This is a genomic window from Wenzhouxiangella indolica (assembly GCF_042310355.1).
GTDB lineage: Bacteria > Pseudomonadota > Gammaproteobacteria > Xanthomonadales > Wenzhouxiangellaceae > Wenzhouxiangella.
Genome location: NZ_JBHJMR010000002.1, coordinates 72,189 through 84,694 on the forward strand (window position 1 = coordinate 72,189; position 12,506 = coordinate 84,694).

11 protein-coding genes are annotated in these 12,506 nt (G+C 64.6%); 5 read left to right on the top strand and 6 right to left on the bottom strand.

The window, feature by feature from the left end:
• Positions 1–101 precede the first annotated feature (101 nt).
• Positions 102–2,354 carry a S8 family peptidase gene (locus ACDC67_RS03610; RefSeq protein WP_376690685.1) on the bottom strand — a complete coding sequence of 751 codons (2,253 nt, stop codon included), beginning with the start codon at positions 2,352–2,354 and terminating at the stop codon, positions 102–104.
• Positions 2,355–2,634: 280 nt separating this feature from the next.
• Between ACDC67_RS03610 and ACDC67_RS03615 the strand changes: the two genes are divergently transcribed.
• The 4 genes from ACDC67_RS03615 (at position 2,635) to ACDC67_RS03630 (ending at position 8,032) form a co-directional block, all read left to right on the top strand.
• Positions 2,635–4,020: a tryptophanase gene (locus ACDC67_RS03615; RefSeq protein WP_376690687.1), complete on the top strand. Its 1,386-nt coding sequence runs from the start codon at positions 2,635–2,637 to the stop codon at positions 4,018–4,020.
• 386 nt (positions 4,021–4,406) lie between these two features.
• Positions 4,407–5,789 carry an aldehyde dehydrogenase family protein gene (locus ACDC67_RS03620; protein WP_376690689.1) on the top strand — a complete coding sequence of 461 codons (1,383 nt, stop codon included), beginning with the start codon at positions 4,407–4,409 and terminating at the stop codon, positions 5,787–5,789.
• Positions 5,790–5,823: 34 nt separating this feature from the next.
• The gene (locus ACDC67_RS03625) at positions 5,824–6,618 is read left to right on the top strand and encodes a lysophospholipid acyltransferase family protein (protein ID WP_376690691.1); all 795 of its coding nucleotides are present in this window, start codon (positions 5,824–5,826) and stop codon (positions 6,616–6,618) included.
• Positions 6,619–6,682: 64 nt separating this feature from the next.
• Positions 6,683–8,032: an aminotransferase gene (locus ACDC67_RS03630; RefSeq protein WP_376690693.1), complete on the top strand. Its 1,350-nt coding sequence runs from the start codon at positions 6,683–6,685 to the stop codon at positions 8,030–8,032.
• 37 nt (positions 8,033–8,069) lie between these two features.
• On the opposite strand, the gene bfr is transcribed toward ACDC67_RS03630, so the two are convergent.
• Positions 8,070–8,555 (bottom strand): bacterioferritin, encoded by a 486-nt coding sequence (gene bfr, locus ACDC67_RS03635; protein ID WP_376690695.1) that lies wholly within the window; start codon positions 8,553–8,555, stop codon positions 8,070–8,072.
• Between the two features lie 76 nt (positions 8,556–8,631).
• A complete protein-coding gene (locus tag ACDC67_RS03640) occupies positions 8,632–8,853 on the bottom strand; it encodes a (2Fe-2S)-binding protein (protein WP_376690697.1) in 222 nt (73 codons plus the stop codon).
• Positions 8,854–8,977: 124 nt separating this feature from the next.
• On the opposite strand from ACDC67_RS03640, the gene ACDC67_RS03645 reads away from it, so the two are divergent.
• Positions 8,978–10,105 carry an EAL domain-containing protein gene (locus ACDC67_RS03645; protein WP_376690699.1) on the top strand — a complete coding sequence of 376 codons (1,128 nt, stop codon included), beginning with the start codon at positions 8,978–8,980 and terminating at the stop codon, positions 10,103–10,105.
• Here ACDC67_RS03645 and ACDC67_RS03650 read toward each other — a convergent pair.
• Genes ACDC67_RS03650 through ACDC67_RS03660 form a run of 3 tightly spaced genes read right to left on the bottom strand, consistent with a single transcriptional unit; the run spans position 10,072 to position 12,501 of the window.
• Complete coding sequence (locus ACDC67_RS03650; RefSeq protein WP_376690701.1) at positions 10,072–11,100, bottom strand: lipid A deacylase LpxR family protein; 1,029 nt, start codon at positions 11,098–11,100, stop codon at positions 10,072–10,074. The genes ACDC67_RS03645 and ACDC67_RS03650 overlap by 34 nt on opposite strands.
• Positions 11,084–12,100 (bottom strand): tetratricopeptide repeat protein, encoded by a 1,017-nt coding sequence (locus tag ACDC67_RS03655; RefSeq protein ID WP_376690702.1) that lies wholly within the window; start codon positions 12,098–12,100, stop codon positions 11,084–11,086. The genes ACDC67_RS03650 and ACDC67_RS03655 overlap by 17 nt, the downstream gene beginning before the upstream one ends.
• Positions 12,097–12,501: a cytochrome c-type biogenesis protein gene (locus ACDC67_RS03660; RefSeq protein WP_376690704.1), complete on the bottom strand. Its 405-nt coding sequence runs from the start codon at positions 12,499–12,501 to the stop codon at positions 12,097–12,099. Before ACDC67_RS03660 ends, ACDC67_RS03655 begins: the two co-directional genes overlap by 4 nt.
• Positions 12,502–12,506 lie beyond the last annotated feature (5 nt).

Below are 12,506 nucleotides of genomic sequence, written 5' to 3' on the forward strand. Positions count from 1 at the left end.
TCGATTCAGTCACACATTTGTCACCAGTGTGCCGGCCGTTCGGCAAAAAAACGCCCCGGAAGGCCGGGGCGTTTTCGTTTCTGGTCGATTGACCTTTCGGTTTACGGCGTATTCAGCCAGAGATCGTAACTGCCGCTGCCCGAGTAGGACTCGACGCGGAAGTAGTAGTAGCCGGCCGAGCCGTTGTAGCTGATCTGCTCTTCGCTGTCGGAGCCTTCCGAGCTGGCGACTTCACTCCAGCCCGAGCCGTTCCAGCGGAACAGTGCCAGGTCGAAGTCGGCACTGGCCGGTCCGGAGAGCCATCCCTCGTGGGTGCCCGCTCCGGCGTAGTAGTAGTTGCCGTCGGGCTGGATTTCGGACTCACCGTCCGGCAGCGAACCGCTGTACTGGTCGCAGTCGGTGCACGGCGCGCCGCCGTCACCACCGTCGCCGCCGTCGCTTTCGTCGAAGCTGCCGACCAGGCTCACACCGGAATAGCTGGAGTAGCCCCGGATCATGACGTGCCAGGTGCCGGCCTGCGGATCATCGAAATCGCAGCTTTCGTCGTTGCCGCCCTGGTAGGGCCGGCAGTCGTAGTCCGACGTGGTCGGTTCTGTGCCGAAGCGAACGTAGAGGTCGGCATCACCCGAGCCGCCGCTCATGGCGAACTCCAGGTTGCTGGCGTCAGCCGGAACGTCGAGGGTGAAGAAGCTTTCCGAATCCTGGTCACCGGAGAGGTTGTCGACCGGCACACCGTTGGACAGTTCGGAGCCATCTCCGCCACCGTCGTCGCCGCCGCCATCGTCGCCGCCGCCGTCATCTTCGTCAAAGCTGCCGACCAGGCTCACGCCGGAATAGCTCGAGTAGCCTCGGATCATGACGTGCCAGGTACCGGCCTGCGGATCGTCGAAATCGCAGGCTTCATCGTTGCCACCCTGGTAGGGACGGCAGTCGTAGTCCGAGGTGGTCGGCTCGTCGCCGAAGCGCACGTAGAGATCGGCGTCACCGGATCCGCCGCTCATGGCGAATTCCAGGTTGCTGGCGTCGGACGGGACTTCGAGGGTGAAGAAGGACTCGGAGCCTTCGCTTCCCGAGAGGTTGTCTTCGGGCGTGCCGTTGGACAATTCGGTTGCGCCGTCGTCGCCGCCACCGTCGTCACCGCCGCCGTCATCGCCACCGCCGTCGAACAGCGAGTAGGCGAGCAGGTTGGGCGAGCCCGAACCAATGCCGCTGAGCTTGTTGCTCGAGCCGTTCGAGTAGATGGCATTCTCGACCTGGCTGGGCGAGGCGCCGGTATTGCCGGCGAGGTAGAGCGCGGCGAGCCCGGCGACGTGCGGCGAGGCCATCGAGGTGCCGCTGATGGTGTTGGTGGCCGAATCGCCTGTCGACCAGGCGGCGGTGATATCCGAGCCCGGCGCGAAGATATCGACACAGGTGCCGTAGTTGGAGAAGCTCGAGCGAGCGTCGGAGTCGGTGGTCGAGCCGACCGTGATGGCGTCTTCCGAACGGCCGGGCGAGACGTTGCAGGCATCCTGGCTTTCGTTGCCGGCTGCCACGACGACGGTGACGCCGGCATTGCGCATGTTGCTCACGGCGTTGTCGGTCGCGGTGGACGCGCCGCCGCCGAGGCTCATGTTGGCAACGGCGGGCGCCTGTGCGTTGGCGGCGACCCAGTCCATGCCGTCGATGACGCCGGAGTTCGAGCCGGATCCCTGGCAGTCGAGCACCCGTACGGCGTGAACGGTTGCGCCCTTGGCGACCCCGTAGGTGGAACCGGCGACGGTTCCGGCGACGTGCGTTCCGTGGCCGTTGCAGTCGTCGCTGCCGTTGCCGTCATTGATCGCGGAATAGCCCTGTCCCATGCGGCCGCTGAATTCATTGTGCGAGGAGCGCACGCCGGTGTCGACGATGTAGGCATGGACACCGCTGGCTTCGGTCTCGTAGGTGTAGCTGCCATCCAGTGGCAGGTCACGCTGGTCGATTCGATCGAGTCCCCAGGTCGCGTTGTTCTGCGTGGCATTGATCGAGACGACACCGTCCTCTTCCACGTAGGCGACGCGATCGTCTTCGAGGAGACGGGCGACACTCTTCGGACCGGCTTCCACGACGAACCCGGGCAGCACGTGCGAATACGCGTGCTTCAGGTCGGCGCCGTGCGTGCGTGCCATCGCGGTCGCCACGGTGACCACCGAATCGTCGACCAGGCTGTCGCCCTGGGCGCCGAGTGTGGCCACGTCGTCCTTGAGAACCACGATGTAGCGGCCCTCGATCGGCTGTTTGGCCGTGTGCAGTTCTGCTGCGTGGGTGCTGGTGAGAAAGGATGCGGCCAGGATGGCAAGGCCGGCGAATCTAGCTAACGATTTACTTCGTTGCATGTTGGGCAGTCTCCCGTTTTTGTCATTTCGTGAGTCCCCTTGTTGGTATTGCAAGCTTCGATGTTGATCGAAGCCGCTCTAGGGATACACGATCGTCAGGCCTGATTTCCACCCGATCCGGGAAACGATTTGCAAAGTTGTGAACTTCGTCACGCAGGTAATCGGAACTTGTTCACAATTTGAGCAATTTTCTACGCCGCGCGATTCGACCGGCGGGTGACGAGAAGCACCGGCAGCGATTATCATCCCCGCTTCCCTTGCATCAGGAGTCCGCATTTCCATGTCCCAGCAGTTCCGCACGGTGATCGAACCGTTTCGCATCAAGGCGGTCGAGCCGATCGCCATGACCACCCGGGAAGAGCGGGAAAGGTTCCTGGAATCAGCCAATTACAATCCGTTCAAGCTCAAGTCCGAACAGGTCATCATCGACCTGCTGACCGACAGCGGAACCTCGGCGATGAGTGCCGAACAGTGGGCCGGCATGATGCGCGGGGACGAGTCCTATGCCGGCTCGGTCAGTTGGCAGCGGCTCGAGAAGGTCATCAAGGGCCTGACCGGCTATCCGCATATCCTGCCCACCCACCAGGGCCGCGCGGCCGAGCGGATTCTCTACAGCCATCTGGGCGGCGAAGGAAAGGTCTTTCTCAACAACACGCATTTCGACACCACCCGCGCCAATATCGAGTACAGCGGTGCCGAGGCGATCGACTGCGTCACGCCCGAGGCGGGCAAGGCCAACAGCAAGTTTCCGTTCAAGGGCAATGCCGATGTCGGGCGCATGGCCGAGCTCGTGGCCGAGCGCGGTGCCGAGAACATCGGCGCGATCATCCTCACCGTGACCAACAATTCCGGCGGCGGCCAGGCGGTGAGCATGGAGAACGCGCGTGAAGTCCGCGATCTGTGCCGCAAGCACGGGATCCTGTTCATCCTGGATGCCTGCCGGATTGCCGAGAACGCCTGGTTCATCAAGCAGGACGAGGCGGGCTACGGCGACAAGTCCTGTCGCGAGATCGCCACCGAGATGTTCGGCCTGGCCGACGGCTGCGTCATGAGCGCCAAGAAGGACGCGCTGGTCAACATGGGCGGGTTCCTGGCGCTCAACGACGCGGAGCTGGCCGAGCACTGCACCAGCGTGTTGATCATCACCGAGGGCTACACGACCTATGGCGGGCTTTCGGGCCGCGACATGGAGGCGATTGCCATCGGCCTCGACGAGATCTTCAACGAGGACTACCTGCGCTACCGCACGCGCTCGACTGCCTACCTGGGCGACCACCTCGACCGGCTGGGCATTCCGGTGATCAAGCCGATCGGCGGTCATGCCGTCTACGTCGACGCCGGCAAGCTCTACGATCATCTGCCGGTGGACCAGTACCCCGGCCAGTCGCTGGTCTGCGAACTCTACAAGATGGCCGGCATCCGATCGGTCGAAATCGGCTCGGTGATGTTCGGCAAGTACGATGCCGACGGCAAGCTGATCCCGGCGCCGCGCGAGCTGGTGCGCCTGGCCATTCCGCGCCGCGTCTACACGCAGAGCCACGTCGATTACCTGATCGAGGCGTTCGAAATCGTGCGCGATCAGCGCCATTCCGCCCCGGGCTACCGGATTACCTGGGAGCCGAAGTTCCTGCGGCACTTCACCTCGGACTTCGAGCCGATTGGGTAAAGAAAGGTTTCAGGGTTCAGGTTTCAGGTTTCAGGCGGCATCGTTCGGGCGTTGCGGGGCGGCTTTGCCGCGCTGGTGGATCGAAGGCCGCGTAGGTCGCGGTCGCATCCGCGACGGTCGAGAAATCAGGCTTGTACACGCGTAGCTTACGTGTGTGCAGGTCCGATAGGTCGTCCGTCGGGGATGCGACCCCGACCTACGGTCTCGAGGGTTTCGGGATTCAGCGTTCTGGGCGTATCCTGTTTCCGGAACCCGGAACCCGGAACCCGGAACCCGGAACCCGGAACCCGGAACCCGGAACCCGGAACCCGGAACCCGGAATCCGGAATCCGGAATCCGTAAACCGTAAACCGTAACCCCCCCAGCCCGAAACCCGAGGTTTCAAGATGAGCATCGACCCAGCCCAATACCCGTCCATGCTCGAAGCGCTGCGCGCCAGCTTCGATAGCGGCCTGACCCGGTCGCTCGATTGGCGGCGTGAGCAACTGGCCGCGCTCTCGCGCATGCTCGAAGAAAACGAGGGTCGGGTGAACGAGGCCCTGGCCGAGGACCTGGGCAAGCCGCCGCAGGAAGTCCTGCTGGGTGAGACGGCGCTGATCTTCAGCGAGGTCGATCACGCGCGCAAGCGCCTCAAGCGCTGGGCCAGGCCGCGGCGCGTGCGCACCCCCATGGTCGGCAAGCCCGGGCGTAGCTGGGTCCAGCCAGAACCCTTCGGCGTGGTGCTGATCATCGGCGCCTGGAACTACCCCGTCCAGCTGCTGCTCAGTCCGCTGATCCCGGCGCTTGCGGCGGGCAACTGTGCGGTGCTCAAGCCTTCCGAGGTTGCGGCGGCCACGTCCGCGCTGATGGCCGAACTGGTTCCGAAGTACCTCGACGATCGGGCTGTGCGCGTGGTCGAGGGTGCCGTCGACGAGACCACGGAGCTGCTCAAGCAGCGCTTCGACCATATCTTCTATACGGGCGGATCCGCGGTCGGGAAGATCATCATGCGCGCGGCGTCCAAGCAGCTCACGCCAGTCACGCTGGAGCTGGGCGGCAAGAGTCCCTGCGTGATCGACCCCGGCGCGGACCTGGCGTCGGCGGCCCGGCGCCTGATCTGGGGCAAGTGCCTCAACGCCGGCCAGACCTGCATCGCGCCCGATTACGTCCTGGTCACGCCGGGCGAGCGCGACAAGCTAATCGGCGCGATCGAGCATGAGTTGTTCGAGATGTACGGCGCCGACCGTCTGGGCAGCGCGGACTACTGCAAGATCATCAACCGTCGGCATTTCGATCGCCTGCGCGTGCTGCTCGACAGCGGCCACGTCGCCGTCGGCGGGCGGGTCGACCAGGAAGGCTGCCGGATCGAGCCGACCGTTCTGACCGACGTCGCGCCCGATTCGCCGGTGATGCAGGAGGAGATCTTCGGGCCCGTCCTGCCGATACTCGAGGTGGCGGACCTGGACGAGGCGATGGCTTTCATCCGCAAGGGCGACAAGCCCCTGGCGGCCTACCTGTTCACGCGCTCGAGCGAATCCGAGCGGCGCTTCGGCGCGACCGTGTCGACCGGCAGCCTGTGCATCAACGATACGCTGATGTTCATGTCGGTGCCGGACCTGCCTTTCGGCGGCGTGGGCATGAGCGGGATGGGCCAGTATCATGGCCGGGCCGGTTTCGATCGCCTCTCGCACCTCAAGGCGGTCATGAAGCGCGGACGATTCCCGGAGATTCCGATCCGCTTTCCGCCTTACAGCCGGTTCAAGATGCGCCTTCTGAAGTGGTTCAGCTGACAGTATTTGGTTGATTTGTACGTAAAAGGGGTCGATGAACGAGCAAAGACATGAAGGGGTGAGCGATTCGGTCGATCGCGGCTGGCATCGCCTGCATCTCGTTCCCGAGTGGTTGTGGTGGCCGATCAATGCGCTGCAGCTGATTTTTACCCTGACCTGGTCCGTCGTCGGCATCAGCCTGGCGCTGCTGGTGCGGTTGGTGACCGGCAGCGAACGCAGTCCGCTGCGCATGGCTGCGTGGTTGTGGTCGCCGGTTCTGATGCGCGGCGCCGGTGCGCAGCTGGACGTCTCGGGCCTGGACAATATCGACTTTTCGAAGCCGTACATGCTGGTCGCCAATCATCAGTCGATGATCGAGATCTGTGCGCTTTTCATGTCCGTGCCCGTGCCGCTTCGATTCATGCTCAAATCTTCGCTGGGCCGGGTTCCGTTTCTGGGCTGGTACACGCGCGCCATGGGCATGGTCGTGCTGCAGCGCGGCAAGTCGCGCGCGGTGGTGGCCGAGCTCGAGCGGGCGGCCGAGTTACTGCGCGCCGGGCACAGCCTGGCGGCCTTTCCCGAGGGCACGCGCAGCCGTGACGGCAGCGTAGGGCCGTTCAAGCCCGGGGCCTTTCGCGCCGCCGTGGCCGCGGGGGTGCCCGTGGTTCCGGTGGCCGTCGAGGGCAGCGGCCGGGTCATGCCGCCGGACGGCTTCAGGATTCGCCCGGGGCGGATTCGTCTGGCGTTCGGCCAGCCGATTCGCACCGACGATCTGGAAAAGCAGGATTGTCGCGAGCTGGCGCGTCGTGCCGCGGACGCCGTTCGCCGCCTCAAGCAGCCGCTGGGCTGAACCGAACGCGAGCCGTCGCAACTCCGTTATCATCCTCGCTGGCTTCTCGTTTCGACGCGCACACATGACCACCGACCAGCTCGGACAGCTCGATCTCGATCACCTGTTTCATCCCTCCACCGATCTCAGAACCCATGGACGGACCGGGCCGCTGATCTGGCAGCGCGGGAAGGGCGTCTACGTCTACGACAGCGAAGGTCGTCAGTACCTCGAAGGTATGGCCGGCCTGTGGTGCACAGCGCTGGGCTACGGCGAGCCGGAACTGGTAGAGGCGGCGCGAAAGCAGATGGAGACCTTCTGTTACGGCCCGCTTTTTGCCGGCAAGGCCAACGAGCCGAGCATTCGCCTGGCCGCCAAGCTGGCCGAGTGGGTGCCGATCGAGGGCGCGCGTTTCCTGTTCGGCTGCTCCGGTTCGGACGCCAACGACACCCAGGTCAAGCTGATGCGTTACTACTTCAACGCCATCGGCAAGCCGCACAAGAAGAAGATCCTCTCGCGCGGCAACGCTTACCACGGCGTCACGCTGGCCTCGGCGGCCCTGACCGGCCTGCCGGCCTTTCATAAGCACTTCGACCTGCCCGGTGACGATGTCATCCACCTGACATCGCCCTACCACTATCGCCACGCCGAGCCGGGGGAGAGCGAGGAGGCTTTCTCCGAAAGGCTCGCCGGGGAGCTCGAGCGCGTCATTGCCCGCGAGGGTGCCGGGAACATCGCCGCGATGATCGCCGAGCCGCTGATGGGCGCCGGCGGCGTGATTCCGCCGCCAAAGGGCTACTTCGAGCGGATCCAGCCGATCCTGCGCGACAACGACATCCTGCTGATCGACGATGAGGTCGTGTGCGGTTTCGGGCGCACCGGTCAGGACTTCGGCTGCCAGACCTGGAATATCCAGCCGGCGACCATGACCATGGCCAAGGCCCTGTCGTCGGCCTACCAGCCGATCTCGGCGGTGGCGGTGCCGCCGTTCATGTACGAGGCGATTGCCGAGGCTTCCGGCGAGATGGGCCTGTTCGCCCACGGCCTGACCTACGCCGGTCACCCGGTGGCGGCAGCCGTGGCCCTGCGCAACCTGGAACTGATGGAAGAGCGCGGCGTGATGGCGCATGCGGCCAGAATGGGCGAACGGCTGCAGGCCGGTCTCGAGCGCGTTCGTGCGCACCCCCTCGTCGGCAACGTGCGCGGGGAGAGCCTGATTGCCGGGATCGAGTTCGTTGCCGACCGAGAAACGCACGAACGGTTTCCGCCCGAGAAGAAAATCGCCTTCAAGGCGGCAGCGGCCTGCCTCGCCGAAGGCCTGATCGTGCGGGCGCTGCCCGGCGACACGATTGCCGTTTGCCCGCCGCTGATCATCGACGAAGGGCAGGTGGACGAGTTGGTGGAGAAGTTGGTGCGGGGGCTGGAGCGCCTGTAGGCGCGTTCACTCGTCCGGTCGAAACACGCAGCGCGGATCAGCCGCCCGCTTCCTGCTCGCCCATCTGGGACTGCAGGTAGCGCTGCTCGCCGATGCGGTCGATCAGTTCGAGCTGGGTTTCGAGGAAATCGGCATGGCCTTCCTCGTCGCGGATGAGGTCCTCGAACAGGTCGCGCGTGGCGTAGTCGCCGACCGATTCGCATTCCTTGACGGCCGCCTTGTACATATCGAGCGCTTCGTACTCGAGCTTGAGGTCGTTCTGCAGGCATTCGACCGGGTTCTCGCCGATCAACAGGTGGTCGAGATCCTGCAGGTTGGGCAGGCCGCTGAGGAACAGGACGCGCTTGATGATGCGATCAGCATGCTTCATCTCGTCGATGGATTCCTCGTACTCCATTTTCGAGAGCTTCATCAGGCCCCAGTCCTCGTACATGCGCGAGTGCAGGAAGTACTGGTTGATGGCGGTCAGCTCCGCCTTCAGGGCCTGGTTGAGGATTTCGATGATTCTTGGGTCGCCTTTCATGCTCTGCTCTTATCGCTTGGACTGCTCTATAGGATAACGTCCGAAGCGTGTGCTGGCCAGAATGAAAGTGGGCGACTCAACCGGTTCGAAAAAGCGGGATCTTCGCGGTCGCTTCGATGACGGGCAGGGTGGGGCGGGCGAGCGAGGCCTCGATGACGGCCTCGGCGTGCTCCCGGCAGCGTCCGCAGCTGCCCGAGCAGCCGGTCAACGCCTCGATTTCGTTCACACTGTGATAGCCCTCGGCGACCAGGTCGCGAATGGTTCGCTCGGTGACGGCATTGCAGACGCAAACGTACATGGGTGAAGTATTTCATGAATGCGAATCATTGTCAATATCAGTGCGGGGCGGTTCCGGGCCGGGCGACGCTTGCGCTGGGCCGGCAATCCACGGATACTGCGGGACAGAAACCGCGGGGGGTTGAATGACTCAGCGTTTTTACCTGGAGAGTTCCGGCAAGGATTCGAACCTGCCGCGTCATATTCATCTCGACGAATTTCCGTCCAGTATCGGGCGGCATCCCGACTGTTCGATCCAGCTCTCCGTCGCACGGCTTTCCCGAATGCATGCGCGCTTCGAGCTCGACGGCGACGTCTTGTTCGTCCAGGATCTCGGCAGCACCAACGGGACCTTCGTCAACCACGATCGCGTCATGTCGCGCACCCGCCTGCAGGTCGGTGACGTGCTCCACCTCGCCGACCACGAGTTTCGGGTCATGGCCGATTCACTTGCTGTAGAGCCCGGGGTCGGTTCTCGCACTGGGGAGGAAACCGTGGTCGGCATGGTTTCATTGCCGCGCGATTTCCCCCTGCATATGCCGGCATTTTTCGAGTTGCTCGAGAACCGCCAGATCACCGGCCATGGCCAGCCGATCGTCACGGCTTCGGGTGAGTTGCACGGACTGGAACTGCTCGGCAGGAGTGAGCACCCCAATCTCGATGAGGGCCCGGGCCAGCTTTTTGCCCTGGCCGCCGCCCTCGACACCGAGGTGCGCTTGAGCCGGATGCTGCGCCGTCGTTGCTTCGAGCTGGCCAGCGAGGCCGGCCTTCGACTGCCGCTCTTCTTCAATAATCACCCCACCGAGTGCGAGGACATGGTCGCACTGATGGACGAACTGCACGAACTGCGGCGTCTTCACCCCGATCTCGACCTGGTCTTCGAGGTTCACGAGTCGGCGGTCACCGACCTGGGGGCCATGGCCGAGGTCAAGCAGGAGCTTTCGCGCATGCACATTGCTCTGGCCTATGATGACTTCGGGGCCGGCCAGGCGCGCCTGCTGGAACTGGTCGAGGTGCCGCCGGACTACCTGAAGTTCGATATGGGGCTGATCAGGGACATGACCGCGCGGGATTCACCGCGCTACCGGCTTCTGGCCGAGCTCAACCGCATGATTGCCGGGTTGGGCGTCAGCACCCTGATCGAGGGCGTGGAAGACGAGACAACGGCCGAGCTCTGCCGGGAAATCGGAATCGACTACATGCAGGGCTTTCTGTTCGGGCGGCCGGCGCCGCTATCCGACTACCACCACAACGAGAACGACAGCGCTCCGTAGGTCTGGCCCTCGGCCTGGCCGACGAATTCCCGGGTTCGCCAAACGTGCGTGTAGGCCAGTCTCAGCGGCCCGCGGGTGTAGACCAGTCCGCCGAAGACCTCGCCCACGTGCCGGTTGCGGCTGACGCCGTCGACGCCGCCGAAGGTATTGCCCTCGATGAACATGTCGCGGAAAACGCGCCGCCCTTCCGCGCCCAGGTACAGGTACCAGGAAGGATCGCGGCTGGGCATGAAATAGCCCGCCCCGGAAATGGCGGGCGTGATGCGCGGCGGCCCGTAGCCGCGCGGCAGGTTGTGGCCCAGGCGCAGGAAGCCGCCTGCCGCAAGGTGGGTATGGGCATTGCCGATCATGGAGCCGGCCATCCAGGTGGCGTCGAGGCCGGTGCCACCGGGCTCACCGGCGGTGAGGACGCGCCTGAACCGGTCGTAGCCGATCTGCAGGGTCGGTTCGTTGCGGATCTGTTGGTCCCATCCAATCGGTTCGGGTGCGTCGATTGCATCGTGGATGGTCTTCTGGATTTCTTCGCCCAAGGCCAGTGGACCGACCACGCCGAGGCCGACATGCACGCGATCCGCCCCCCGCTTGCTGGTCGTGCCGGTAGCGAACTGGATATTGAACCAGGCGGCGTAGGGCCGGTCGTCCGGGGGAAACTGCGGATTCTCGATATCCCGGGGCGTGTAGAGGTTGTGGCTGATCGACAGGCGATAGGGCAGCGCGTCCGCCTCGTCGATGCCCGGAAAGCGTTGTGCCACGCTGGCCAGCCATGACGGCGGCGTTCGTACCTGACCGATGCGGGACAGCCGGATGCCGTTGGTGTAGTAGCGATCCTGATTCGCGAAAATATCGTTCTCGTACTCGATGATCCAGATGGCGTGCTCATCGAGATCGTCGTTGTCACCGTCCGCCCTGTCCTTCTGGGCTGCCGCCTGATCCGGTGCAGCCAGTGCACAGAAAGCGACGATCGCCCAGAAAGCGGCCTTAGAGAACCTCGTCAATCGTCACCTCCGCGCTAAGCCCCTGTCCCTCGACCGGGAGTATATCGCTTCGGCCTTCAAAGTCACCCGTCGCGGCGGTGGCATCGCCGCTGAAGGAAACCCGGGCGACAACGACGACGGCGTCGGCCGAGGACAGACCGCTGTCGGCCATCATGGCATCGCCGTCGTCGATGGTCAGTTGCAGCGGGAGTTCGTCGGCGCGCAGGCGCCGAACCGCCAGCGGCGGGCCGCCGCCGGCGCGTCTTACGGCGACGAAGACCGTCTCGTCGCCTTCGAGGCGCCCGGCCAGTTGTTCGTCGATGGACAGTTGCAGCGACAGTGAAGCTGCGGCGTCGCCGTCCGATCGGGTTGCCGGTTCGGCGCTGGAGTCGGAGGACGTTTCCGGCGAGCGCGCTGCGCCGAGATACTCCTCGACCGTGGATCGCACGCTGCTTTCGGCAGGCAGAACGGCCAGGAGCGCCTCGAAGCGTTGCTCGGCTTCATCGAATCGTTCCTGCTGAAAGGCGTCCAGTCCGAGTAGCCACAGGGCCTTCTGGTTGCCGTCCTCGGCCGCTTCCCGAAGCAGGCGGCTCGCTTCTTCCGGCAGCTGGCGCTCGCCGGACGCATACAGCAGGGTCTCGCCCAGTTCGGCCTTCAGGAAGCCGGCGTCGGCATCGATGTAGAGCGCGCGGCGGAAGGCGTGCTCGGCCGAGGAGAACTCTTCGATGCTCTTGTAGGCCAGGCCGAGGCGCGCCCAGTTTTCCGCGTTGTCGGGCTCGCGCACGGCGCGCCGGGCAAGGTCGGTGACGGCCGAGCGAACCTCGCCGGTTTCGCCGGTGTCCGGGGCGATGCCGCCGGGGGTTCCGACCAGCATGTAGACGGCGAGCGTGGCCGCGGGGACGAATACCAGGGCGCCGATGAGCGTTGCCTTCTGTCCGCCCCTGAGCAGGGGCGGGGCGATGAAGGCGAGCGCCAGCAGCACCGCGCCGACGGCGGCGAAAAGAAAGACGGGATTGCTCAAAGTGCCGTTCTCCGTTTGCGAATGACGAACGCGGCGCTGACCAGGCCGATGAGCAGCAGGGCGATCGGTCCGCCCCAGAGCAACAGCGTGTGGCCGGCCAGCGGCGGACGGTAGAGGACGTAGTCGCCGTAGCGCTCGACCATGAAGCTGCGGATTTCCTGGTCGCTGCGATTGTCCTGCAGCATGCGAAAGACCTCGTCGCGAAGGTCGCCGGCCAGCGGTGCGTCGGAGTCAGCCAGCGACTGGTTCTGACACACGGTGCAGCGCAACTCTTCGGCCAGCGCCCGGAACCGCTTCTGCTGCAACTCGCTTTCGAATTCGTACGGTTCGATCGCCGACCCCAGCGCCAAAAGCGGCACCAGCGCCAGAACGAGCGCCCACTTGCAACTGACAACTGACAACCGAC

Bases quoted from the DNA above. Each gene is read 5' to 3' on its own strand.
- ACDC67_RS03625 (WP_376690691.1), top strand. From the start codon at position 5,824: ATGAACGAGCAAAGACATGAAGGGGTGAGCGATTCGGTCGATCGCGGC.
- ACDC67_RS03620 (WP_376690689.1), top strand. From the start codon at position 4,407: ATGAGCATCGACCCAGCCCAATACCCGTCCATGCTCGAAGCGCTGCGC.
- ACDC67_RS03640 (WP_376690697.1), bottom strand. From the start codon at position 8,853: ATGTACGTTTGCGTCTGCAATGCCGTCACCGAGCGAACCATTCGCGAC.
- bfr (WP_376690695.1), bottom strand. From the start codon at position 8,555: ATGAAAGGCGACCCAAGAATCATCGAAATCCTCAACCAGGCCCTGAAG.
- ACDC67_RS03610 (WP_376690685.1), bottom strand. From the start codon at position 2,354: ATGCAACGAAGTAAATCGTTAGCTAGATTCGCCGGCCTTGCCATCCTG.
- ACDC67_RS03630 (WP_376690693.1), top strand. From the start codon at position 6,683: ATGACCACCGACCAGCTCGGACAGCTCGATCTCGATCACCTGTTTCAT.
- ACDC67_RS03615 (WP_376690687.1), top strand. From the start codon at position 2,635: ATGTCCCAGCAGTTCCGCACGGTGATCGAACCGTTTCGCATCAAGGCG.
- ACDC67_RS03645 (WP_376690699.1), top strand. From the start codon at position 8,978: ATGACTCAGCGTTTTTACCTGGAGAGTTCCGGCAAGGATTCGAACCTG.